The sequence below is a fragment of the Haloarcula rara genome, from assembly GCF_029338235.1.
In the GTDB taxonomy this organism is placed as follows: domain Archaea; phylum Halobacteriota; class Halobacteria; order Halobacteriales; family Haloarculaceae; genus Haloarcula; species Haloarcula rara.
In genome coordinates, this window is the sequence record NZ_CP119785.1 from 1,369,916 (window position 1) to 1,393,202 (window position 23,287).

Below are 23,287 nucleotides of genomic sequence, written 5' to 3' on the forward strand. Positions count from 1 at the left end.
GGCTATCCCTTGTACAGCGTGACCGACTGCGCGCCGTACCCCTCGTAGAACGGGCCGATACCGCCGCCGGGGTTGCCCGCGGCGACGCGGCCGTCGGGCGTCTCGAAGACGAGGCTGTTCTCCATCGGGAAGTCGTTCGTGGGGTCGCCGACGAGGTTCTGTCGCACCGCGACGACGGGGACCCGCTCGTAGCGTCGGTCCCCGTCCGCGTCGAGGGTCGCCAGTGTCACGTCGGCGAGCAGCTCCCGACCGGCGGCCCGGTGGAGCGCGGCGTTGGTCGCGGCGGTCCGGAGGTGGTCGTACGTCGCCGGGAGCTCGTCCGGGTCGGTGACGTAGCGGTCCTCGCCCATCGGCCAGAAGTTGGCCACGGCGTTGCCGAAGAAGCCGCCGGCGACCTCCCGCTGGGCGAACGAGAGGGCGTACTCGCGGCCGTGCCGACCGGCGAGGATGCCGTGGGCGCCGAGGACGCCGGTCGTCTCGTCGACGACGACGGTGACCGGCGGCGTGGCGTCCCAGGTGCGAACCACGTCCGCACAGGCCGCCCAGTCGGGCTCCGTCTCCGAGGACAGCGGCGAGACGGCGAGCAGGTAGACGAAGACGCCGCGGTCCCGGGCGGCGACGAGCGCCGCTTCGAGGTTCGCGAGTTCCGATTCGGGGAGGACGAGAAACGCCTCGCGCTGGGCGTCGGCCAGATACCGCCGGATGCGCTTGCGGACCGTCGCGCGGGAGTGGACGACCTCGACCGCGGCGCCGTCGTCGTCCGGCGCGGTGTACAGCGATTCGACGCTCTCCCGGAGGTCGTCCAGCCGCTCGGTGAACGACCCCAGCGCCTCGTCGGGCGGGCGCGCCCGGATGACGGTCGGGCTGGCTGTCTCGTCGATGGTGACCATCTCCCGGTCGGCGAGCCCCTCGGCGAGTTCGTAGACGTACCCCTGTGAGACGTCGGCCGCCCGCGAGACCTCGCCGGTAGTCGCCGCGCCGGACCGGAGAACGGCCAGATAGGCGTCGACTTCCTTCGCCGAGAGGCCGAAGGCACCGAGATGGTCTCGCACTGTGTCCGCAGACATGGCCGAGTATTGTGATAGAATATACAAAATATTTTTCCCTCCCTGCGGAGAGAGTCACGTATGAGCGAGGCGGCCGCCACGCAGGCACCGGACACGGAGGCAGACGGCGAGCCCGACCGGTCGGGCCGGCGCTGGTGGACGGTCGCCGTCTTCGCGTACATCACGCTGGAGGGCGCCGGGCTGCAGATGCGCGGCGCTGTCATCCCGGCGCTCCGGCGGACCTTCGACGTGCCCGAGTGGCAGCTGGGGCTGGTCGCACCTGCAGGGACCGTCGGCTACGTGCTGGCCGTGGTCGTCGTCGGCGCCGTGGCGGGCCGTCTCGACACCAGACGGCTCCTGCTGGTCGGTATCGTCGGCACCGGCGCCGGCATCCTGGTGATGGGCGTCGCGCCCTCCTTCGGGCTCTTTCTGGCGGCGCTGCTGGGCCGCGGGCTCTTTACTGGCGTCGGCCGGGGGACCGACCGGCCGCTGCTCTCGCATCTCTACCCCCGCCAGCGCGGCCGAATCTTCGGCTTCTACGATATGATGTGGGCCGTCGGCGCGACGGCTGGCCCGCTCCTCGTCGCGGCCGCCGTCGCCGCCGGGAACTGGCGACTGGCCTACTACGCGCTCGCGCTGGCCTTCGTCCCGGTCGTGGCGCTCGCCCTCCGGCTGCCGACGCCAGATATCGACGGCGGCGACGACCCGCTCGACCGGGCCGAGCTGCGTCGCATCACCCGCCAGCCGGCGGTCCTGACGATGGCGGTCGCGCTCTTTTGCTCGACGGGCTTCGAGGGCGGGCTGTTCACGTGGGTGACCACCTACGCGCAGGGACGGCTGCCCAGCTCGCTCGCGACGGCGTCGCTGTCGGTCATGCTCGCGGCCTACATCCCCGGCCGCTTTGCCTCGGGCTGGCTCTCCGAACGGCTCGGCTACGTCCGCCTGGCCGTCGGACTGGTCGGGCTGACGATTCCGGCCTTCGTCTATACGTTCTTCCTCGCGGAGGGGTACGGCCTGCTGGTCGGCCTCTTCACCATCGGGCTGGCGCTCTCGGGGATGTATCCGACGCTGCTTGCCTACGCCACCGAGGCGGTCCCCGAACACAGCGCGCCGGTCAACGCGACCGCCGCCGTCACGAGCGCCGCCGGCATCGCCGTCGTCCCCGCCGCGATGGGCTTTGTGATCAGCGACACGGGCGTCGCCGGGGCGATGCAGCTGCTCGCGCTCCCACTCGCCCTGCTCGCCGTGGTCCTGTCGTACGCGCTGTACCGGGCCGCCCGGTGAGATGCTGTGGGTTCGTCAGCCGACGGGCAGCCGGTGACAAGCCATTTAGACGTGTTTGCCATAGTCACACGTATAGATGTACGACGACGTTCTGCTTCCGTTCGACGGGAGTGATGGGGCAGCGGCGGCACTGCACCACGCCGCCGAAATCGCTCACTGGGCCGATGCGACGATTCATCTCCTGTTCGTCGCGGATACGACACGAGAGAGCGTCACTGTCGTGGAAACGGAGGTCGTCGACGCCCTCGTCCAGGAGGGCGAGGACGTGCTCGAGGACGCGGCGGAGACGCTGCGCACGCTCGGTGCGGACCACGATACTGACGTCGTCCAGGGGAATCCGGCGTCGACAATAGTCGAGTACGCCGAGCGATACGACCACGACCTGATCGTGATGCCGACACACGGTCGGACGGGGATATCACGATACCTCCTCGGGAGCGTCACCGAGAAGGTCGTCCGCCTGGCGTCTGTCCCGGTGCTCTCGGCCCGGATGCAGCCCGACGAGCAGCTGGCGTTCCCCTACGAGGATATTCTGATACCCACGGATGGGAGTGTCAGTGCCGCACACGCCGCGGCGTACGGGGTCTCCCTTGCAGCGGCGCTCGATGCGACCGTACACGTGGTATCCGTCGCCGAGAAGCGGTCGCTCGGTGTGGACGTTCGTTCGACGGTCTCTGACGAGGGACGTGAGCAGGCGGCGACCGAGGCCGTCGAGGCTGTCGCGTCCGAGGCAGCGACACAGGGGGTTACGGACACTGTCAGCCACATCGAACACGGGACACCGCTTTCGAAGATACTCGATACTATCGACTCGGCGGACATCGACGCCGTCGTGATGGGAACGACGGGAAAGCGCGGGACCGAGCGAATCCTGCTTGGCGGCGTCACGGAAAAGACCGTCCGCGCTGCGCCAGTTCCCGTCATCACAGTGAGAGACGGCGAAAACTCGAACTAACCACGCTCACTGGAAGCCACGTCGTGGGCCCGCTCGACAGCCGCCACCAGCTCCTCGCAGCCCGCACAGCCGACGAGATGCGAGCGACAGCCACAGTCAGAACAGCCGAAGTCGGGGACGGCATCGCCCACAGCGTCGACCAGCCGCCGGGCGACGACACACTCGATATCCGCGGCAGTCGTCACGACGGTCCCGACGCTGGTCGCGTCGTCGCCCAGCAGATAATCGATATGCCAGTGGCGGGCACCGTTCTCGCCGCTCGCGACGGCGCGATGGCGCTCGACGCGGGAGAAGCCGCCCGAGCCCAGCGCGCTGCCGGTGTAGGCGTACCAGCCCGCGGGGAAGGCGATATCGCCCAGCGCGCCCACCTGGATGGGGCCGTCGGTTTCGCGTTCGAGGACGAGCGTGTACGTCCCGCCGTCCATACGGCGGCGTCAGCCTGTGATAGTGGGGTCGGCGGCGTGGTCGCCGAAGCCCTGGATACGGAACTCGCGGGAGTCTGTACAGTCCTCGTTGTCGGCGGCGAGGTCACCCACGAGCCAGTTGAACGCCTTGCGGAAGTCGGCGTAGGGGGCGTCCTCGAAGCGGCCGAGGACGGCCTCGGCGGTGAGGTCTTCGTCGTACGCCTCGGCGAAGGCGGCGACGTTCTCCGCGGCGGTCTGTGCGAGGTCGGCGTCGGTGTGCTCGCCGAAGGCGTCGGCGAGGTCGTCGGTGCGGCCTGACATACGCGACGATACCGACTGGAGCCACCTATTCGTTCTGGAACCGGGAAGCGGCCCGAGAAGCGCGCATCTCACGGCCGTTTCCAAATCCTTTTGCGCCGAATCGGCCTACCCGCTCGCAGGGATGCGAGACGCATGGTGACCGAGCCATCGAGCGGTCTGGGCGCGGTCCTCGACCGGGTTCGCGGCCAGCGAGCCGTCGTCTGGGCAGTCATCACGAGCACCTTCTTCATCGGCTTCGGCGGTGGCGTCGTCTACCCCATCTTGCCGAACCTGGGTGCCGTGCTGGGGATTTCCCCGTTTCTCGTCGGCCTGATTCTCTCCGCCAACCGGTTCTCGCGGCTGGTCGCGAACGCACCGGCCGGCGGACTCGTCGACCGCGTTGGCACGCGAACGCCGTTCGTCGTCGGCATGGGAATCCAGGCTGTCGCGACCGCCGGCTACGTCGTCGCGATGGTCGCACCCGCCCCCGAGGCGTGGTTCATGATCGCCCGCATCGGCTGGGGCATCGGAAGCGCACTCGTCTTTGCGACGGCCTACACCATCGCCTCGGACGTCAGCGACGGCGGCTCCCGTGGCGCGAACATGGGCCTCATCCGCGGCGGCGTCCTCTTTGGCTTCCCGACGGGCGTGGTCATCGGCGGCGTCGTGAGCGAGGTCGCCGGCACGGTCACGGCCTTTAGCGTCGCCGCGGCCTTCGCCGTCCTCGCCAGCGCCGTGGCGTACTGGACCGTCCCGGAGACCCACGTCGAGAGCGACGCGAACCAGTCGGTCAAGCCCTGGGACGTCAACACCAGCCTGCCGGCGCTGACCGTCGGCGCGGTGAACTTCGCCGTCTTCTTCGTCTACATCGGTGCTTTCTTCGCCACGCTCGTCCTCTTCCTCGGCCAGGCCCAGCTGCGGGTGTTCGGCTTCGATGCGCAGGGCTCGTCGGGCATCTTCATGGGCGTCACCGTCGTCGCCGCCGGCCTCTCGATGTACGCCGGCGGTGCCATCAGCGACCGTCGGGGGTCGCGGGTCCCGACGCTGCTCGTCTTCCTGGTCGCCACGTCGGTCGGCTTCGCACTCCTTGCCGTCACAGAGAGCGTCCCCGTCCTCGTCGTCGCCTGCCTCCTAATCGGCGGCGGACAGGGCGGGTCGAGCGGGCCGCTGATGGCGCTGCTGGGCGACCTCGTCCCCGACGGCCAGATGGGGCGCGCCGTCGGGACGAACAACGTGCTGGGCGACCTCGGCGGGGGCTTTGGGCCCATCGTCACGCTCCCGCTGGTCGATGCCGTCGGCTTCGACCCCATCTACGTCGCCTGTGCGGCCCTCCCGCTACTGGCCGGGCTGGTCCTGCTGGCCGGCGTACGACAGGAGACAGGGGAGTTCGTCCCGCGAGTCGACTCCTGACTACGGCTCGAATGGCGGCCCGACATTCATGTACGCTGACGGCTAACAGTGGAGTATGCGCGCCCTCCGACGCAGTCCGACGCTCGTGACCCTGGCGCTCGTCCTGGCGGTGTTTGCCTGCCAGGAACTGGCCGGGCTCCTCGGCTGGCGGGGGCTGTTCGCGCTGTCGAACCCCCTGCTTTCCCGGCCCTGGACGGTGGTGACGAGCGTCTACGCCCACGCGAGCGTCTCACATCTGGTCGCCAACGCCGTCGCGCTGGCGCTTGGCGGCCTGCTCGTCGAGCGACTGACCACGAGCGCACGCTTTCACGCCTTTTTCGTCTCCGTGGGCGCACTCGCGGGCGTGACACAGGTGGCCCTCGTCGGCGTCGTCGGTCCGCTCGTTCCCGGCATGCCCGCGCAGGTCGCCGTGCTGGGCGCGAGCGGGGCCATCCTGGGGCTGTACGGCTATCTGCTCGGAGCGAATCGGGTCACGGAGCTACTCGTGGGCGGCATCGAGCTGGAACCGCGGTTCCAGCTCGCGCTCGGCGTCCTGCTGGCAGGGCTGGTAACGGTGTTGACGGCCAATCCCGGTGCGGCGCTCATCGCACATTTCACCGGGCTACTGCTCGGATTCCTCGCCGGGCGAGCGCACCTGCTGGCACCGGGAGAGAACACGCAAGGGCGTCCCCCAGCGGTAGAGTGAGACCGCGGCTCCGCGGGTCACTTCGTTCGCGGCTACGCCGCTCACTACCGAGGTGGTCACTCCGTTCCCACCTCGCTTTCCCCGCTCCGCTTCGAGGAAGGTCGCTGACTCACGGCGCTTCGCCCCGTCGTCGGGCGGCAGCGCCGCCCGACTGCTTGAGGGACCGCTGGTCCCTCTCCGTTCGTCACTCGCGGTCGCAAGCGACCGCGCACCGCTCGCTGCCTCGCTAGTACTGAAAGAGCCGTTCGTCGAGCCGCGTCGTGACTTCGTCGGCCAGCGTCTGCAGGTTGACGGTGTCCTCGCGGTTGTAGGAGATGAGCGTCTCGAGGGAGCCGTCCTGGCCGCGCTCGTGTTCGCGCCAGAGCCGGACCGCGTCTTTCCCGGAGATGTCGGGTCGGTCGCGCTCGATACCGATGTCCTGTTCTACCTGCTTGAGCCCGCCCGAGAGGCCGAGCTTCTTGCAGGTGTACATGAGGTCGAGGTGGGGGCGCTGGAGGTCGACGTCGAAGTTCGCTTCCAGGAAGGGCACGTCGAAGCGCTTGCCGTTGAACGTGACGAGCAGGTCGGCGTCGGCGAAGGCCGCCCGGAGGTTGTCGGCGGTGAGGTCGTCACCGGCGACCAGCGTCTCGGTCTCGCCGGCCTGATGCAAGGAGACGGTCGTCACCTGGTTGCGATGTTCGTCCAGTCCGGTGGTCTCGATGTCGAAGAAACAGGCCCGCTCGTCGAAGGTCTCGTAGAGGCGCCACTGCTCGCTGCTGGGGAACTGCCGGTCGAAGTAGGCCACGTCGGCGGCGTCGAGATACGCCCGGCTCTGGCGGATGAACTGGTCGATGCGGTCGCCCCGCTTGCCGCCGACGACGCTCGGTTCGAACTCGTCCCAGTGGGTGACACCCTGCTCCCAGATGGACTGTTCGGTCTGCTCGCCGACGCCGTCGACCCCGATGAAACTGTTCTCGACGCGCACGCTACTCGGTAGCGCGTGAGGGCTATGTAAATGTCTCGGGTAGCGAGGTCGCGAGCCTGCGAGCGACCTCGAAGCGGAGCGGGGAACACAGTGACCCGCGGAGCAACGCGAGGTGTCTCGAATCGCGAGCGGCGTAGCCGCGAGCAGTAGCGAGGTCCCGAACGGAGTGAGGGACCTCGATAAAGCGCAGCGATGAGCGGAGCGAACCGCGAGCAGGGCAAGGCGCGTAGCCCCTCGATAGCGAGACGGTCGAAACCCCGAAATCCTCGGGCGACCCACACGGAACCATGACAGACTACCTCATCGCCACCGCGTCGGTCCACGTGACCGCCGCGGCGGCCGACTACCTGCAGGGGCGACTCGACCCGAGCGAAGACAGCGTCGTCGTGGTCGGCGTTCGAGAACCCGGGCGCCACGAACGGGACGCCGGCGACGCGGCCAACGTCGCCCGGTCGCGGCTGGCGGCGGCGATGCCCGAGACCGAGGTCCGGGAGGGCGACCCCACGACGGAGCTGCTGGCAGCGATCAACGACCACGACCCCGACGTGGTCATCGCCGGTGCCAACGCCGGCACCGAGGGCGCGTCGGGTGTTGGGTCGACGACGGCGACGCTGCTGGAGCGACTCGACCGGCCAGTCGTGGTCGTTCCGCTGCCCGACCTCTAGCCGAGTCGCTCGAACAGCCCCGGCTCCTCGAACTCCAGGCCCAGCTCCGTGTCGAACAGGCCCTCGACAGCGGCGGCGACGGCGGGCGCGAGCTCCGTCTCCGGGTCCAGCGCGGTCGGACCGACCGGGTCGCCAGCGGGGAGTTCGTGGTCGGCGTCCGCGACGGCGACGGCGTCGGGCGCGTCGGTGCGGGTGGCGACGACGGCGTCGGCCGGGGCGTCGAGGTCCCGCAGCCGGCCGCGGTGTCTGGGCAGCAGGTCGACGCCGCGCTGGGTCGCGGGCGCGACGAGCGCGCGCCGGTCGGCGGTCGTGAGCGCGGCGACGGCCTGGTTGGCCGCGACGGGCGGCACGTCAAGCAGGACGTGGTCGAACCGGTCGGCGACGTCGGCGACGGCGGTCTCGAGGGCCCGGGCCGCGTCGGGCGCCTTCGCGCGGGCGATGCGCTCGAAGGGGGCGTGGGCCGGGCCGAACGCGACCCGACCCGACACGTCGTAGTCGGCGTCGTACAGCGCCGCCTCGACGGTGCTCTCGCCGACGGCGACGGCGGTCATATCGTCAGTGATGCGGCCCTCGACGTACGTCGCCAGTCCCTGTGTCCCGAAGGCGGCGTCGACGACCGCGACCGAGCGGTCGGCTCGGGCGAGCGTCGCCGCCGTCTCTACGGCCGTTCTGGTCGTCCCGGCGCCGCCGGCGACGCCGACCAGCGCGAGCGTCGGTGTATCCATACTGTACGTGGGACGCGGCCCGAAATAAAAAGTTCAGGACGAGCGGCGTGGTCGACCGAACGCCCGGTCGATAGCGATCAGTAAGTCACGTGCCGTCGCTGATTTCCGCCGCGATATCGTCCAGTTCGTCGTCGGAGAGGTCCGGGCGGTCGCTGACCAGCGCGTGGATGGGGCGGCCGCCGTCGTCTTCGAACCGCGGGACGATGTGGCCGTGGACGTGTGGGACCTCCTGACCGGCGGCCTCACCGTTGTTGAACGCCACCGTGCTCGCGGGCGCGTCGACCGCGTCCTCGACGGCCGGCGTCAGGCGATGTAGCGCCGCCATGACCTCGCTGCCGAGCTCCTCGGGCAGGTCGTTCAGCGACTCGTGGTGGGCTTTCGGGATGACGAGCGTGTGGGCCGGCGAGAGCGGGTTCGCATCGAGGAAGGCCAGCACGTCGTCGTCCTCGTAGACGGTGCGGCTCGGGATGTCACCGGCGACTATCTGACAGAAGATGCAGTCGTCCATAGTCGGCGGTGTGTCCGGCGCGTGCAAGAAAGTTACTCCGAGAGCCACACCGACGGCAATACATTCAATACAGTATGATACAGAGTGTGGGATATGCCTATCAGTGCGGATAGATTCGAAGATATCGAAGACGGGGCACCGGACCCGAAACCGGGGACGAACGCCGAGGCAATTCTTTCTTTCCTCGCTGCCCACGCCGACCAGGCGTTCACCCAGAGCGAAATCGCCGACGCGACAGACGTCGCGACCGGCTCCGTCGGACCGACGCTCGTACGACTCCGGGAGCGCGGCCGAGTCGACCACCGGGGAACCTACTGGCGGGTCAGCGACCACGTCGAGAGTGTCGAGCAGACGGTATCGCACGCCAGTGGCGTTGCAGCGAGCCACGAGGCAGAGCAGTTCGACTACGAAGGCTGGCAAGCCCACGCTGTCGACCCACGCGAGGAACGGAGCGGTGAGTAGTGCCGACCCGTACCAACCCGGCGACGTGGTCTGGGCGCCCGACCCGTTTCGGGACGGCAGAAATCCGCGACTGTGGCTGGTGCTGGCCAGCGATGGCCTCCCCTACAGCGGCGAGGAGTACATCTGTGTCGCCCTGACCACGAGCGACCTATCGGCGAACGTCGAAGTTGGCGACGCCTGGATAACCGGACAGCATCCGGAGAAGCGTTCCTACTGCTCACCGTGGGTGGTCGCAACGGTCAAACACGACGATATCGCGAACCCACAGGGCCGGGTCACAGCGGCGTTCACAGACCGTGTTCGTGCCGACTGCATCGAGTTCGTCTCGGACTGAAACAGTCAGTCGTGGCGGTTCGGTCACCCGTCCGTCGCTCGCTCGACAGGCTCCCGAATCGCGGCGACGTATTCCTCGCGGCTGTACCCGAGTCGCGACAGCCACAGCGCCTGGTAACTCGGTGGAGCACAGGAATCACCGGCACCCCGAGCGCGTCGCTCTTTCGCGGGTCGAGCACACTGTCCAGAAAGCCATCGAACGAGTCGTCGTCCAGTACCGTCTCCGTGGCGTGTTTCCCGGTCGTGAGAACGGCCCATGGTTCCACCGTCTCGATTTCCTCTACCAGATACGGTCGGCAGTTGGCCAGTTCCTCGCTCGTCGGGTTGCGATTGGCCGGCGGGTGGCATTTCACCGCGTTCGTGTAGTAGCAGTCGTCGTGGTCGAACCCGGCGTCGGCGAGCAGGTCGCGTATCTTCCGGCCCGACGCGCGGGAGGTGTAGGCCATCCCGGTTAGATTGCCGCCCCGCCACTGGTCGGCCTCGGGGTCGCCCGCGGTCGGGGCCTCGCCGACGACGACCACGTCGGCGTCCAGCGAGCCGTTACCCCACGAGATGCAGCTTCGGCTCTTGGAGAGCCCAGAACAGCGCCGGCAGTCCTCGGCGAGTTCGTGGCGGCTGTCGGGATCGGGGTACGTCGGCATCGCGCTCTGTATGCGGTTGGGGAGCGTATGAAGCTTGGTTCAGGCGGGAGAAGCTCTCGAGCTACGGTTGCGAACGGTGGAAATTTGCCCGGGCCGCTGACTGCTGGCGGAACCGCAAGCAGCCGCTGTTCAGGCCCCCGGTCCCTCCCACGTGTCGATCACAGCACTCCGCTCGTCTCCTTCGTAGATCACTCTGACAGTCGCGTTTCGCAGCATCGACCCGGGCGAGTACGGGTCGGGATTCCGTTTGTAGTCGACGAAGTTCGTCACCAGCGTAGTGTTGTCCGTGGCGGAAACGTCCGACGAGAATCCCATCTGTTCGTACGTGTATTCCGACTGGTACTCCCCACTGGCAGCGCCACCGTAATCTTGCAGCGCACCCGTCTGATTGATGTATTTCACCTTCGGTCCCGAGACAGATACTGTCAGATGCTCGCTGGCTATCCGGTCCCCACCGATGTGGGTTATGGTCAACATATCGCCGGTGAATCCGTCGAGCGGTGCTGTGTAGTTCGTCCCGGTGCCATCGGAGACATCGAAGTTCGATGCGCTGTAGCTCTCGTTTTGTTCGAATTCGAATTCGAATGTCGCCGACGGTATCGACTCTGTGGTCCCGATGCTGGTGAAGGTGACCGCGGCGACGGCCGCGAGGACGGCCACGATAGCAACCAGCAGTGTGACACCGACCACCTTGCTGACTGCCCGTTCGTCGCGAAGGGCTCGTTCTATCATGCGCAAATATGTGCAGTTGCCCCTATTGGCTACTCTGGCGATATCGAGAGCTGTGTCCGAAATCGGCACCCACAGCCGTCTGGCGTGACGATATCGGAAGGAAAAGTGAGGGGGCTACTCCTCGGCCAGGTGGCCCGGGTTCCACTCGCCGTTGAACTCCCGGTGGGTGAAAGGCAGCGCGTCATCGCCGGCATAGCTGGCGACCAGCTGGCCGTCGCCCTCCAGGTAGTACTTGTAGGTCGTCAGGCCTTCCAGCCCGACGGGGCCGCGGGCGTGAATCTTGCCCGTGGAGATGCCGACCTCGGCGCCCAGCCCGTAGCGGTAGCCGTCGGCGAAGCGGGTCGAGGCGTTGTGGAAGACGCTGGCGGCGTCGATCCCGGTCATGAACGTCTCGGCGGTGTCGGCGTCCTCGGTGACGATTGACTCGGTGTGTTTCGAGCCGTTCTCGTTGATGTGGGAAACGGCGTCGTAGACGTCCTCGACGACCTTGATGGCGAGTTCGAGGTCACCGTACTCGGCCCGCCAGTCGTCGTCGGTGACGGGGTCGACGTCGACGATATCCCGGGTGGCGGCGTCACCCCGGAGCGTGACGCCCTCCTCGCGGTAGCGTTCCACGGCGCCGGGGAGGAAGTCGGCAGCCACGTCCTCGTTGACGAGTAAGGTCTCGACGGCGTTGCAGACGGCGGGATACTGGACCTTCGCGTCGAGCGCGATATCTTCGGCCATCTCGAGGTCGGCCGCCTCGTCGACGTAGACGTGACAGACGCCCTCGGTGTGACCGAGCACCGGAATCTGGGTGTTCTCTTCGATGTAGGAGACGAACTCCGATGAGCCACGGGGCATCACGAGGTCGACCATGTCGTCCATCTCGAGGAGCCGGTCGACCTCTTCGTGGGCCTCGATGAGGGTGGCCCACCCCTCGGGCAGGTCGGCGGTCGCCTCGACGATGGTCTCGTAGAGGACGCGGTTGGACTCGCTGGCCTCGCTGCCACCCTTCAGGATGACGGCGTTGCCCGACTTGAGCGCGAGCGCGGCAATCTGGACCAGGGCGTCGGGCCGGGACTCGAAGATAGTGCCGACGACGCCGATGGGCACCGAGAGCTTGTACAGTTCGAGGTCCTCGTCGAGTTCGCGCGCCGCGAGGGTCTCCCCGAGCGGGTCCTCCTGCTCGGCGACGGACTCGACCATCCCGGCAATGCTCTCGAGTTTGCCCTCGTCGAGTTTGAGCCGGTCGACCAGGGCCTGTGTGTACTCGCCCTCGGCGAGCATCCGTTCGGCCTCTTCGACGTCGGTCTCGTTCGCGGCGAGGATGGCCTCGCTATTCGACCTGATGGCGTCGGCGATGTCGGCGAGCGCGGCGTTTCGCCGTGTCTCGTCGACGTTCGCGAGGCGCAGGGCTGCGCGGTTGGCCTGTGCCACCTGTTCGTGCGTGTCTGTCTCAGTCATCTAGCCCACCGTTGATAGGGACGAATATTGTGCCCACCGATTCCGCGTCGGCAACCTTCTCCAGAACCCGGGGTTCAGCCGACCCGGCGATTATCGCGGGGATGCCGTGTTCGGCCGCGTCGCGGGCGCCCCGGACCTTGGTCTGGATGCCGCCGAAGCTGTCCGTCGAACTCGCGGTGACGATGTCCTCGACGTCGGCGTAGTTGCGGCCGACGGCCTCGATGCGCTCGGCGTCGGGGTCCTCCTTGGGGTTGCCGGTGTAGACGCCGCCGACGTCGGTGAGCGTCACCAGCAGGTCGACCTCGACGCCGATGGCGATAGAGGCCGATATCATGTCGTTGTCGCCGATACGGAGCTCCTCCGTGGCGATAGCGTCGTTCTCGTTGATGATGGGGACGATGCCCCACTCCAGCAAGGTCTCGACGGTGTTGCGGAAGTTGGTGAACCGCTCGGGGTTGTCCAGGTCGTGTTCGGTGATGAGTATCTGGGCGACTTTCCGGTCGTAGCGCTCGAAGCTCTCGGTGTAGCGACGCATCAGATGGCTCTGACCCACCGTCGAGAGCGCCTGGGACTCCTCGACGGTCTCGGTGTCAGTACCGTTGCCGACCCGGCCGATGCCGGCCCCCACGGCGCCCGAGGAGACCAGCAGCACCTCCTTGCCCCGCGAGAGGAGGGCCTCGATGTCGTCGACCAGCTTGTCCAGCTTGGCGTCGTCCAGATTCGAGTCGTCGTCCGTCAGGGAGTTCGTCCCGGCCTTGACGATGACCCGGTCGGCCTCGGCCGCGAGCTGTCGGGTCGCCGCGAGCGTCTCCGTATCGACGGCCTCACTCATCGTCGAAGTCGGCCGCCAGCTCCTCGGACCGGCGTTCGGCGGCGGCGACGGCGTCGGTCATCGCCTGGTCGGCGTCGCTGTCCCACAGCACCTCCATCCCCTCGATGGTGGTCCCGTTGGGCGAGCAGACGGCGTCGATGAGCTCGTCGGCCGAGCGGTCGTCCTGGAGCACGGTCTCGGCGGCGCCCTTGAACGTCTGGGCGGCCAGCGTCTGGGCTTCCTCGTGGTCGAGCCCGCCCGCGACGCCGGCCTCGGTCATGGCCTTCACGAAGTAGAAGACGAAGGCCGGACCGCTGCCGTTGACCGCGGTGGCGATGTCCATCTGGGACTCCTCGATTTCGGCGAACTCACCGACGTCGTCGAGCAGTTCGCGGACCTCGTCGGTGAGGGCACCGGTCGCGGCGGCGGCCATGTCCCGTGTTTCGGCGGCCAGATTCGGCATGATGCGGACGACGCGGGCGTCGGTGTGAGCCTCGACAAAGTCCGTGGGGACGCCGGCGGCGATCGTGACGAGCGTCTGGTCGGCCGAGAGGTCGAGTTCGCCGAGAACGGCCTCGACGATGTCCGGTTTGACCGCGACGAAGACCACGTCGGCCTCGCCCGCCCGCGAGACGTCGTCGGTCGTCTCGTCGGCGTAGTCGGCGACGGCGGCGAGTGCGTCCGGGTCGAGGTCGCACGCGACGATAGTGTGGCCCCCGGCTTTCGAGAGCCCCGTGACCAGCGCACTGCCCATGTTTCCACAACCGATGACGCTCGTGTGTACCATTAGTAGTAGTCAAAGACAGGAACGACAGAAAGTAACTACGTTTTCCGGTGAGCGAGGGCGACCAGCGGGAGCCCTCGAAAGCGACGCGGTGACCACAGGGAACCGCGGAGCCGTGGCGAGGTGCGCGCCCGCGCGCACCTCGAAGCGAAACCGGGGAGGGACCTCCGGTCCCTCAAGCAGTCGGGCGGCAAGGCCGCCCGACGACGGGGAACACAGTGACCCGTGGAGCGAAGCGAACCGCGGAGCAACGCTTCGAACAGTAAGGAGCCTCGGACAGAGCGAGCGGAGAGGAACGAGCCGCGAGCAGCGAAACTGGCGGTCACCGCGCCGGTTCCGCCGCCGGAACTACCTCAGTGGCGGTTCCAGGCTTCCAGCGCCTCGACGACGGGCATCTCGAGCCACTCCTCGCCCTCCAGTGGCAGCTCACCCGCCGAGACCAGCCGGCGCTGCGGGTTGTAGTGGACGAGCCCGGCGGCCGCGAGCGCCGGGATGTCCGCGTGGTGGAGCCGGACCTTGTTGCGGTCGCGTTCGGCCATGGTCACGGCTTCCAGGGGCTTTTCCCCCTCGGCCGAAGCCAGTTCCGTGGCGAGTCGGCCGATGGGGACGGCCTCGTCGACGCCGCTGACGCGGGCGAGCACGAGGCGACGGCGGTGGCTGCCGAGGATGTCGAACGCGTCACCGAGGTCGCGGTCGGTAGTTGCAGTCTGTGATATCGTCATCAACAGAGACCAGGCCGGTCACGGGTATGAATTGTCTACCGGAAGAATGCGGTAGCTGAACTGTCATGGTCCGGCTTCCGACGAGCCGAACGGGTCGCCGTCGAAGTACTGCTCGAAGACCTTCCCGGAGGCGACCCGGAGGTGCTGGTGGAGCGTCGACGTGGCGATATCCAGCGTGTCGGCCAGTTCCGCGCCGGTCGTCCGACGCCGGGGCCAGTCGAAGTAGCCCGACAGGTAGGCGGCCTCGAGGACAGTCCGCTGGCGCGCGGTCAGTCCGGTGTCGGTCGTCGCGCCGGTCCGGGCCGCCGGGGCGGTGCGCTCGACCTCGCGCTTTGCGAGCAGGTCCACGTCGAGCCCGCGCTGTTCGAGCCGGTCGAGGTAGCCCCGCACGTCGGTGTCGAGCGTGACGTCGACGACGAACCGGCTTCCCCATGTTCGATAGTGCCGTCGCGTATCCGGCCGCCGGCGTCGAGCAGCCCGCAGACGGGCGTGTCGTCCTCGACGCGCAGTTCGACCAATGGGGTATCGACGCGCCGGAGCCCGGCCAGACCGGGCACGTCGTCGGCCGCTCGTTCGACGGCCGCGACCGACGTCTCGCCCACGTCGACGTACAGCAGGTCCCGGCCCGATTCGACCGGGACGACGCCGTCGAGGCGCCACTGCCCGCCGACGCGGTCGTTCAGCGCCGCGAGGGGTTCGACGTCGGCCGACACCGAGAGGTCGAGTTCGAGGAAGCCGGTCGCATAGAGGAGCCGCTTGGTCCGGATGGCCTCGATTGCCGTCCCGAGCAGCTGGCCGAGCTCGGTAAAGAGCGTCCGTTCCCGGCCGGCGAAGGCCCCGGCGTGGGTCGAGCCGACCGTCAGCACCCCGTGGACGACGCCGTCGGACTCGATGGGGATGTTGGCCAGCGTCCGGAGCCCGTGGTCGGCGGCCAGCTCGCGCAGCGCCGGGTGATGTGTCTCGTCGGTCGCCAGTCCCGAGAGGACGGTCACCGTGTTCGCCGCGCCCGCCCGTGTAATCGCCGATTCGAGGCAGGTCGCGCCCTCGGCCCGCAGCGCCGCCAGCACGTCGTCGGCGAGCCCGGCGGCGTGTTCGACCCGCTGGGTCTCGCCGCCGGTCAGCCGGGTGGTCAGCGCGACGGGGTGGCTGTCCGAGGTGGCGAGCCCGTCACAGACGGCTCGCTCGACGGTCTCTCGGTCGGTCGCACCGACGACGGTCCGGTGGACACCCCGGATGAGCGCGTTGATATCGTTCAACCGGGCGAGCTCGTCGCGCTGGGCCGCCAGCTGCTCCTCGTCGGCCTTTCGCTCGGTGATGTCCCGGAGCGCCGAGAGGTGCAGGCCGGGAGCGATGTTCGCCGTGGCCACGAAGTCCGTCACGCGGGTCTCCCCGTCCGGCCGGACGAGCGGGAACTCCCCCCGGAGCGTCCCAGTCTCGATGAAGGCCGCCCAGGCGGCCGCCACGTCGTACCCCGGCGGGGAGAAGTCGGCGACGTTCCGGCCGACGAGTTCGTCTTCGTCCAGCCCGTAGAGGTCGCAGGCGGCCTGGTTGACGTCGACATAGGTGCCTTCGTCGTCGGCGAGTACCAGTGTGTCCAGGGTCCCCTGGAAGACGGCGCGGAACTGCTGTTCGCTCTCGCGGAGCTCCTGTTCGTACTGTTTGCGCTCGGTTATCTCCTCGAAGGCGACGATGACCCGTTCGATGTCGCCGTCGCCGTTGAGCAGCGGTGCGGCGCTGACCGAGAGCCATATCTGGGTGCCGTCCCGTCGTCGGATGGTCATCTCGGTGCCGAACGTCGGCTCGCCGGTCCGGAGCACGACGTTGAACGGGAACGCCTCGTCGGGGAACGGGTCGCCGTCGGGACCGTACGACTCCCACTCCGGTTCGACCAGTTCCTCGCCGACCAGCTCACCGGGTTCGACGCCCAGAAGCTCCTCGGCCCGCTCGTTGACGCGGACGAACCGTCCGTCCGGTGTGTGGACGGCGATGCCCATGGGACTCACCCGCAGGAGCTGTTCGGTCAGGTCCCGTTCGCGCTTCAGGTCGGCCTCCCGCTGTTTGCGTTCGGTAATCTCCTCGAACGAGACGATGACGCGCTCGGTGTCGCCATCGTCGTTCAGGACGGGTGCGGCACTGACCGAAATCCAGAACCTGTCGTCCTCGCCCCGCTGGACGGACATCTCGGTTCCAAAGCAGGGTTCGCCGGTCGCGAGAACGACGTTCAACGGGAACTGCTCGTCGGGGAACGGTTCGCCGTCCGGCCCGCGTGCGTCCCATATCGGTTCCTCCAACACCACGTCGAGGAGGTCCTCGCGGTCGACTCCGATGATGTCCTCGGCGCGTTCGTTGAGGCGGACGAACCGACCGTCGGGCGTATGGACGGCGATTCCCATGGGACTCAACCGAAAGAGCTGTTCGGTCAGGTCCTGTTCTCGCCGCAGCTGGGCCTCGCGGGCCTTGCGGGAGGAGATGTCTCGGAAGTAGACCGACGCCCCCGTCGACGAGGGGAAGACACGCACCTCGACCCATCGTTCGAGGGAGTTGGTGTACGTCTCCAACGTCGACGGCTCCTGTGTCGCCATCGCGCGGCGGAACGTCTCCTCGACATCTGTCCCGGCCGTTTTTGGGAACAGGTCCCAGACGACTTCGCCGAGCAGCTCCGCACTGGAGCGGCCGATGAGTTCTTCCGCCTTCCCGTTGACGTAGGTGTAGCGCCACTCCGTGTCGAAGGCGACGACCCCGTCCTCGACGCGCGAGAGGACGTCGTAGACGCCGAGTTGCTCGTCGACGGTCCGGTGGCAGCGGTATACGGTCGCCGCCCCGGAGGCGTCGATGGCGTCGACGGTCACCGTGGTGTCCCAGACCTCGCCGTCGTCGGCCGGGATTGCGAGCGAGTCGGTTATTGGTGCGGCGCCCCGCTGGGGCGGGTCCGGGACGGAGGGCCCGAGCAGCGACGCCACCGTCCTCCCGGTGATGCTGGCCTCCGGTCGACCGAGCACGTCGGCGGCGTCGGGTCCGCTCCAGACGATAGTCCCCTCGCCGTCGCCCAGCAGCACGCACTCGCCGGTGGTCGGTCCGTTGGTCTGTGGGTCGATATCGGAATGCATAGTGGCTCGTGGTGGCACGACGTGACTACCCCCCGGTGCCTAGCCCGTGCCGATAGAGATAGGTGCAGTCCAGTACACCGACAAACATTAGTATTCTGATATGAGCGTCGAAATGATACGTATTCGGAGACAGGCTCGTCCTAACCGATTCCCCTTTAATGCCGGCGGCGAATAAGCCCGGTATGGAACGGTTCGCCGCGGTCGACGACCAGTACGACCCCGAGCGCGTGGAATCGGGGGTCTTCGACTACTGGGACGACGTCGACGCCTACGAACAGACGGTCGAGCACCGGGCCGACGGGGAGGACTTCTTCTTCGTCGACGGGCCGCCCTACACCTCCGGGGCCGCCCACATGGGCACGACGTGGAACAAGACGCTGAAAGACTGCTACATCCGCTACCTGCGGATGCAGGGCTATGCCGTCACGGACCGGCCGGGTTACGACATGCACGGCCTGCCCATCGAGACCAAGGTCGAGGAGCGCCTGGACTTCGAGAACAAGAAGGACATCGAGCGCTTCGGCGAGGAGAACTTCATCGAGGAGTGCAAGAAATTCGCCAACGAGCAACTGGAAGGCCTCCAGAGCGACTTCCAGGACTTCGGCGTCTGGATGGACTGGGACAACCCATACAAAACGCTCTCGCCGGAGTACATGGAGGCCGCCTGGTGGGGGTTCCAGCAGGCCCACGAGCGCGGGCTGGTCGAGCAGGGCAAACGCTCCATCAACCAGTGTCCCCGCTGTGAGACCGCCATCGCCAACAACGAGGTCGAGTACCACGACGTCGGCAAGCCCTCTATCTACGTGAAGTTTCCATTGAGTGAGCGGGACGGCTCGCTGGTTATCTGGACGACGACCCCCTGGACCATCGTCGCCAACACCTTCGTCGCCGTCGACGGCGACCTCGACTACGTCGGCGTCGACGCCGAGAGAGATGGCGAAACGGAGCGACTCTACGTCGCCGAACCCTGCGTCGAGGACGTGCTGAAGGCGGGCCGTTACGACGACTACGAGGTCGTCGAGGAGCTGTCCGGCGAGGACCTCGTGGGCTGGGCGTACGACCACCCGCTGGCCGAGGAAGTGCCCGACCACGCACAGGCCGAGGGGTCCGGCCAGGTGTACACCGCAGAGTACGTCGAGGCCGACCGCACCGGCCTCGTCCACTCCGCGCCGGGCCACGGTGAGGAGGACTTCGAGCGCGGGCAGGAACTGGACCTGGAGATATTCTGTCCGGTCGACGGCGACGGCACCTACACCGACGCCGCCGGAAAATACGCCGGCACCTTCGTCCGCGACGCTAACGACGACGTCATCGCCGACCTCGACGCGAACGGTCACCTGCTCTCCAGCGAACAGGGCCACTCCGTCCGCGAGGGACAGTGCTGGCGCTGTGACACGGACATCGTCCGCATCGTCACCGACCAGTGGTTCATCACGGTCACCGACATCAAAGACGAGTTACTCGAGAACATCGAGGACAGCGAGTGGCACCCACAGTGGGCCCGCGACAACCGCTTCCGGGACTTCGTCGAGGACGCCCCCGACTGGAACGTCTCGCGACAGCGCTACTGGGGGATTCCGATTCCCATCTGGCTGCCCGAAAACTGGTCGGGCGACATGGACGACGCCATCGTCGTCGGCGACCGCGAGGAGCTGGCCGAGCGCGTCGACCAGGATATCGACCCCGAGGACGTGGACATCCACAAGGGGACCGTCGACGAGCTGACCATCACCGAGGACGGTACCACCTACAGCCGCGTGGGCGACGTCTTCGACGTCTGGCTCGACTCCTCCGTGGCGACGTGGGGGACCGTCGACTACCCCGCCGAGACCGAGGATTTCGACGAGCTGTGGCCCGCCGACCTCATCATGGAGGCCCACGACCAGACCCGCGGGTGGTTCTGGTCCCAGCTGGGCATGTCCACGGCGGCGACCGGCGAGATTCCCTACAAGCAGGTGCTGATGCACGGCTACGCCAACATGCCCGACGGCCGCGGGATGTCCAAATCGAAGGGCATCCTCGTGGACCCCCACGAGGTCATCGAGGAGTACGGCCGGGACCCGATGCGGCTGTTCCTGCTCTCCCAGACCGCCCAGGGCGTCGACATGAACTTCTCCTGGGACGAGACCGCCGAGATGCAACGGCGGCTCAACATCCTCTGGAACGTCGCCCGGTTCCCGCTGCCGTACATGCGGGCGGACGATTTCGACCCGGAGGCGACGACCGTCGAGGATGTCCGAGACTCGCTCGAACTCGCCGACGAGTGGGTCCTCTCCCGGCTTCAAACTGTGAAGACGGCCATGACCGAGCACATGGACGCCTACGAGAACGACAAGGCCGCCGGCGAACTGCTCGATTTCGTCGTCGAGGACGTCTCCCGGTTCTACATCCAGGTCGTCCGCGAGCGGATGTGGGAGGAGGAGGACTCCGACTCCAAGCAGGCCGCCTACGCGACCCTCTACCGCGTGCTGGAGGAGGTCGCCGCCCTGTTTGCGCCCTTTACCCCGTTCGTCGCCGAGGAAGTGTACAGCTCGCTGACCGGCGACGCGGGTCACCCGACGGTCCACATGTGTGACTGGCCCGAGCCCGACGACGCGTTCCACGACCCCGCGCTGGAGGACGAAATCGAGGTCGTCCGCGAGGTCGAGGAGGCCGGCTCGAACGCCCGCCAGCAGGCCGAGCGCAAGCTGCGCTGGCCCGTCACCCGCGTCGTGGTCGACACGGACAGCGACGACGTGGCCGCGGCGGTCCGCTCGCAGTCGGCTATCGTCGCCGACCGGCTGAACTCGCGTGCCGTCGAAGTCGTCGGCGCCGACGACCAGTGGGGCGAACTCCACTATTCGGCCGCAGCCGACATGAGCGAACTCGGCCCGGCCTTCGGCGACGACGCCGGCCGCGTGATGAACGCGATGAACGAGGCCAGCATCGCGGAGCCGTCGCTCGACGCACTCGAAACCGAGGTGGCCGAGTCGCTCGGCGGGGACGTCGAGCTGACCGACGAGATGGTCGAGTTCCGCCGGGAGACGCCCGAGGGCGTCAGCGGCACCGAGTTTACCGCCCTCGACGGCGGCGGCACCGTCTACGTCGACACCGCCCTCACCGAGGACATCGAGAGCGAGGGCTACGCACGGGAGGTCATCCGTCGCATCCAAGAGATGCGGAAAGACCTCGAACTGGATATCGAGGCCCGTATCATCGTGGACCTCGCTATCGACGACGAGCGCGTCGACAAACTCGTTCGCGAGCACGAGGCACTAATCAAGGAAGAGGTCCGCGCCGACGAACTCGACGGCGTCGAGGACGGCCACCGCAAGACCTGGGACGTCGAGGGCGTCGAGATGGAGATTGCCGTGGCACCCGTCGCCGCTGCTGAGGCGTCGGACTGAGTTCCGCAGGAACTACAGCTCCCGGGCCACGACCGGCGCGGCGGAGACCTCGGAGACCACCCGCTCCAGCGTGTCGGTGCCGTAGACGGCCTCGACGCCCGCACTCGACAGCTTCGTCAGGGCGTTGCTCGCGAGCATCGGGTGGACGCAGGTGACGTAGACCCGCTCGGCGTCGCGGTCGTCGAGCACGGCGACGGACTCGCTCATCGTCGAGCCGGTCGCGATGATGTCGTCGACCAGCACCACGTCCCGCCCGGCGACGGCGGCATCACTGGGGCGAATCTCGATGTCGCCGCTGTCGTAGTCCCGCTCTTTCTCGAAGAAGTCCGTCTCGCCGGTCCCGTAGGCGTCCCGCACCGTCTCGGACAGTTCGATGGCGCCCTCGTCGGGCGAGAGAAAGAGTGGGTCCGTCAGGTCGGCCGGGAGCGGCGCCGCGAGCACCGACGCGGCGTCGACGTTGGTCGCGGGAACGGTAAAGAAGTCACAGACGGCGGGCTCGTGGGGGTTGACCGTGACGACGCGGTCAGTGCCCGTCGAGATGGCACGGGCCATCGCCCGCGAGGAGACAGGCTCGCCCGGTTTGAACGCCTCGTCCTGGCGAGCATAGCCCATGTACGGGACGACGGTGACGACCTCGCTGGCGCCGGCCTCGCGGACCGCGTCCTGGAGCTGAAGCAACTGGACGTGGGCGTCCGAATCGACCGTCGAGGCGACGACGACCGCGCGCTCGCCCGCGACCGCCTCGGGCACGCGGACGACGTGCTCCCCGTCGGGGAACCGTTCGTACTCGACCCGCCCGAGCGGTTCGTCGGCCGCCTCCGAGAGCGCCGCCGCAAACGCCTGTGTCTCCGCGCCGGGGATAATCATGTGTGAGGGGTAACTGGCCGGGCTAAACCGCTTTTCGATTCGGCGTGCCACCGCCGGTCAGGAGCCGACAGCTCAGGCCGTCGCGGCGTCGAGCTCCCGGGTGAGTTCCTCGACGGACTCGTTGATAGCCGCTATCTGGTCTGTCTGCTGGCTCACCTGCTGAGCGATCTGGGCCGTCTCGGTGGATATCTGGTTCGCGGCCGCCGTGGACTGGTCGACCATGCTCGCCACCTCCTCGGTGGAGGCGGCCTGCTCGTCGGTCGCGTCGGCGACCTCGGCGATGCCGGCGTTGACCTCGCTGACCGCGTCGTGTATCTCGTCGAGAATCGCGACCGCGTCGTCGACGGACTCGCGTCCGACCTCGACCCGGTCCGTGTTCGCCGAAAGCGAGTCGACGGCGCTGCCCGTCTGGTCCTTTATCTCGTGGACCATCAGCTCTATCTCGCTGGCGTGGTCCTGTGACTCCTCGGCGAGGCTCTTGACCTCGTCGGCGACGACGGCAAAGCCCTCGCCGGCCTCGCCGGCGCGAGCAGCCTCGATGGAGGCGTTCAGCGCCAGCATATTCGTCTGGTCGGCGATGTCGTTGATGACCTCGACGATTTCGTCTATCTCGCTGACGCTCTGTTGTATCTCCCGGACCTCCGAGGAGACCTCGTCGACGGCCGACTGGATGTCGGACATCGAGTCTTTGACCTCGCCGGCCCGCTCCTTGCCCTCGGCCGCCAGGTCCTTCGCCTGCGTGCTGGCCGCCGAGACCTCCTCGGAAGAGGAGGCAATCTCCTCGACGGAGGCAGAGAGGTTCGACACCTCCGAGGCGACCTGGTCCATCCCCTCGTACTGCTCGGTCGTCCCCTCGCGAATCTCGCCGATGCGGTCGGCGATGTCGAGCGCCGACTCCTGGAGCTCCGCGAGCGAGGTCTGGACCTCGTTGGCCGCGTCGTGGTCGTACTCGTCGTCGGCGGCGATATCCACGTCCGCGTCGGCCTCGATATCGTCGACCGCGTCGTCGATGTCCTGCAGTTCAGAACTCATTAATCACCCTACTATTCA

General features: G+C 67.7%; 23 protein-coding genes and 1 pseudogene. 8 read left to right on the top strand and 16 right to left on the bottom strand.

Features of this window, described 5'->3' with window-relative positions:
• Window positions 1-2: 2 nt before the first annotated feature.
• Window positions 3-1,067, bottom strand: a complete 1,065-nt coding sequence (locus P1K32_RS07290) for a TrmB family transcriptional regulator sugar-binding domain-containing protein (RefSeq protein ID WP_276252009.1) — start codon at window positions 1,065-1,067, stop codon at window positions 3-5.
• 60 nt (window positions 1,068-1,127) lie between these two features.
• Here P1K32_RS07290 and P1K32_RS07295 point away from each other — a divergent pair, with 60 nt between their 5' ends.
• The gene (locus P1K32_RS07295; RefSeq protein ID WP_276252010.1) at window positions 1,128-2,330 is read left to right on the top strand and encodes an MFS transporter; all 1,203 of its coding nucleotides are present in this window, start codon (window positions 1,128-1,130) and stop codon (window positions 2,328-2,330) included.
• 76 nt (window positions 2,331-2,406) lie between these two features.
• Complete coding sequence (locus P1K32_RS07300) at window positions 2,407-3,285, top strand: universal stress protein (RefSeq protein ID WP_276252011.1); 879 nt, start codon at window positions 2,407-2,409, stop codon at window positions 3,283-3,285.
• Here P1K32_RS07300 and P1K32_RS07305 read toward each other — a convergent pair.
• Both P1K32_RS07305 and P1K32_RS07310 read right to left on the bottom strand, forming a co-directional pair.
• Window positions 3,282-3,710, bottom strand: a complete 429-nt coding sequence (locus P1K32_RS07305) for a GIY-YIG nuclease family protein (protein WP_276252012.1) — start codon at window positions 3,708-3,710, stop codon at window positions 3,282-3,284. The two genes, P1K32_RS07300 and P1K32_RS07305, sit on opposite strands and share 4 nt — an antisense overlap.
• A gap of 9 nt (window positions 3,711-3,719) precedes the next feature.
• Window positions 3,720-4,010 carry a hypothetical protein gene (locus P1K32_RS07310; protein WP_276252013.1) on the bottom strand — a complete coding sequence of 97 codons (291 nt, stop codon included), beginning with the start codon at window positions 4,008-4,010 and terminating at the stop codon, window positions 3,720-3,722.
• Window positions 4,011-4,142: 132 nt separating this feature from the next.
• Here P1K32_RS07310 and P1K32_RS07315 point away from each other — a divergent pair, with 132 nt between their 5' ends.
• Together P1K32_RS07315 and P1K32_RS07320 are read left to right on the top strand one after the other, a co-directional pair.
• The gene (locus tag P1K32_RS07315; protein WP_276252014.1) at window positions 4,143-5,399 is read left to right on the top strand and encodes an MFS transporter; all 1,257 of its coding nucleotides are present in this window, start codon (window positions 4,143-4,145) and stop codon (window positions 5,397-5,399) included.
• Window positions 5,400-5,454: 55 nt separating this feature from the next.
• On the top strand, window positions 5,455-6,084 hold the full coding sequence (locus tag P1K32_RS07320; protein ID WP_276252015.1) for a rhomboid family intramembrane serine protease: 630 nt from the start codon (window positions 5,455-5,457) through the stop codon (window positions 6,082-6,084).
• Between the two features lie 226 nt (window positions 6,085-6,310).
• Here the strand turns inward: P1K32_RS07320 and P1K32_RS07325 are convergent, their stop codons facing one another.
• Window positions 6,311-7,048 carry a ribonuclease H-like domain-containing protein gene (locus P1K32_RS07325; protein ID WP_276252016.1) on the bottom strand — a complete coding sequence of 246 codons (738 nt, stop codon included), beginning with the start codon at window positions 7,046-7,048 and terminating at the stop codon, window positions 6,311-6,313.
• 287 nt (window positions 7,049-7,335) lie between these two features.
• On the opposite strand from P1K32_RS07325, the gene P1K32_RS07330 reads away from it, so the two are divergent.
• Window positions 7,336-7,713: a universal stress protein gene (locus P1K32_RS07330; protein WP_276252017.1), complete on the top strand. Its 378-nt coding sequence runs from the start codon at window positions 7,336-7,338 to the stop codon at window positions 7,711-7,713.
• Here P1K32_RS07330 and P1K32_RS07335 read toward each other — a convergent pair.
• The gene (locus tag P1K32_RS07335) at window positions 7,710-8,438 is read right to left on the bottom strand and encodes an AAA family ATPase (protein ID WP_276252018.1); all 729 of its coding nucleotides are present in this window, start codon (window positions 8,436-8,438) and stop codon (window positions 7,710-7,712) included. The two genes, P1K32_RS07330 and P1K32_RS07335, sit on opposite strands and share 4 nt — an antisense overlap.
• 85 nt (window positions 8,439-8,523) lie before the next feature.
• Window positions 8,524-8,946 (bottom strand): HIT family protein, encoded by a 423-nt coding sequence (locus tag P1K32_RS07340; RefSeq protein ID WP_276252019.1) that lies wholly within the window; start codon window positions 8,944-8,946, stop codon window positions 8,524-8,526.
• 93 nt (window positions 8,947-9,039) lie between these two features.
• Here P1K32_RS07340 and P1K32_RS07345 point away from each other — a divergent pair, with 93 nt between their 5' ends.
• Both P1K32_RS07345 and P1K32_RS07350 read left to right on the top strand, forming a co-directional pair.
• On the top strand, window positions 9,040-9,408 hold the full coding sequence (locus P1K32_RS07345; protein WP_276252020.1) for a MarR family transcriptional regulator: 369 nt from the start codon (window positions 9,040-9,042) through the stop codon (window positions 9,406-9,408).
• Window positions 9,401-9,742 carry a hypothetical protein gene (locus tag P1K32_RS07350; protein WP_276252021.1) on the top strand — a complete coding sequence of 114 codons (342 nt, stop codon included), beginning with the start codon at window positions 9,401-9,403 and terminating at the stop codon, window positions 9,740-9,742. The genes P1K32_RS07345 and P1K32_RS07350 overlap by 8 nt, the downstream gene beginning before the upstream one ends.
• 23 nt (window positions 9,743-9,765) lie before the next feature.
• Here the strand turns inward: P1K32_RS07350 and P1K32_RS07355 are convergent.
• From P1K32_RS07355 to P1K32_RS07390, 8 genes and pseudogenes are all read right to left on the bottom strand, one after another.
• Window positions 9,766-10,382 (bottom strand): annotated as a pseudogene (locus tag P1K32_RS07355) (uracil-DNA glycosylase).
• Window positions 10,383-10,511: 129 nt separating this feature from the next.
• Complete coding sequence (locus P1K32_RS07360) at window positions 10,512-11,114, bottom strand: type IV pilin domain-containing protein (RefSeq protein WP_276252022.1); 603 nt, start codon at window positions 11,112-11,114, stop codon at window positions 10,512-10,514.
• 114 nt (window positions 11,115-11,228) lie between these two features.
• Window positions 11,229-12,560 (bottom strand): glutamate-5-semialdehyde dehydrogenase, encoded by a 1,332-nt coding sequence (locus P1K32_RS07365; protein ID WP_276252023.1) that lies wholly within the window; start codon window positions 12,558-12,560, stop codon window positions 11,229-11,231.
• Entirely contained in the window at window positions 12,553-13,392 is an 840-nt protein-coding gene (gene proB / locus P1K32_RS07370; RefSeq protein ID WP_276252024.1) for a glutamate 5-kinase, read from the bottom strand. Before proB ends, P1K32_RS07365 begins: the two co-directional genes overlap by 8 nt.
• Window positions 13,385-14,158 carry a pyrroline-5-carboxylate reductase gene (gene proC / locus P1K32_RS07375; protein ID WP_379690953.1) on the bottom strand — a complete coding sequence of 258 codons (774 nt, stop codon included), beginning with the start codon at window positions 14,156-14,158 and terminating at the stop codon, window positions 13,385-13,387. Before proC ends, proB begins: the two co-directional genes overlap by 8 nt.
• 350 nt (window positions 14,159-14,508) lie before the next feature.
• Complete coding sequence (locus P1K32_RS07380; RefSeq protein WP_276252026.1) at window positions 14,509-14,877, bottom strand: DUF7344 domain-containing protein; 369 nt, start codon at window positions 14,875-14,877, stop codon at window positions 14,509-14,511.
• A 63-nt stretch (window positions 14,878-14,940) separates the two neighbouring features.
• The gene (locus tag P1K32_RS07385; RefSeq protein WP_276252027.1) at window positions 14,941-15,225 is read right to left on the bottom strand and encodes a helix-turn-helix domain-containing protein; all 285 of its coding nucleotides are present in this window, start codon (window positions 15,223-15,225) and stop codon (window positions 14,941-14,943) included.
• Complete coding sequence (locus P1K32_RS07390) at window positions 15,147-17,984, bottom strand: PAS domain-containing protein (RefSeq protein ID WP_276252028.1); 2,838 nt, start codon at window positions 17,982-17,984, stop codon at window positions 15,147-15,149. The genes P1K32_RS07385 and P1K32_RS07390 overlap by 79 nt, the downstream gene beginning before the upstream one ends.
• 182 nt (window positions 17,985-18,166) lie before the next feature.
• Here P1K32_RS07390 and ileS point away from each other — a divergent pair, with 182 nt between their 5' ends.
• Entirely contained in the window at window positions 18,167-21,370 is a 3,204-nt protein-coding gene (gene ileS, locus P1K32_RS07395; RefSeq protein ID WP_276252029.1) for an isoleucine--tRNA ligase, read from the top strand.
• A 12-nt stretch (window positions 21,371-21,382) separates the two neighbouring features.
• On the opposite strand, the gene P1K32_RS07400 is transcribed toward ileS, so the two are convergent.
• Window positions 21,383-22,237: a ribose-phosphate diphosphokinase gene (locus P1K32_RS07400; RefSeq protein ID WP_276252030.1), complete on the bottom strand. Its 855-nt coding sequence runs from the start codon at window positions 22,235-22,237 to the stop codon at window positions 21,383-21,385.
• 72 nt (window positions 22,238-22,309) lie between these two features.
• Window positions 22,310-23,269 (bottom strand): methyl-accepting chemotaxis protein, encoded by a 960-nt coding sequence (locus tag P1K32_RS07405; protein ID WP_276252031.1) that lies wholly within the window; start codon window positions 23,267-23,269, stop codon window positions 22,310-22,312.
• Between the last annotated feature and the right edge of the window lie 18 nt (window positions 23,270-23,287).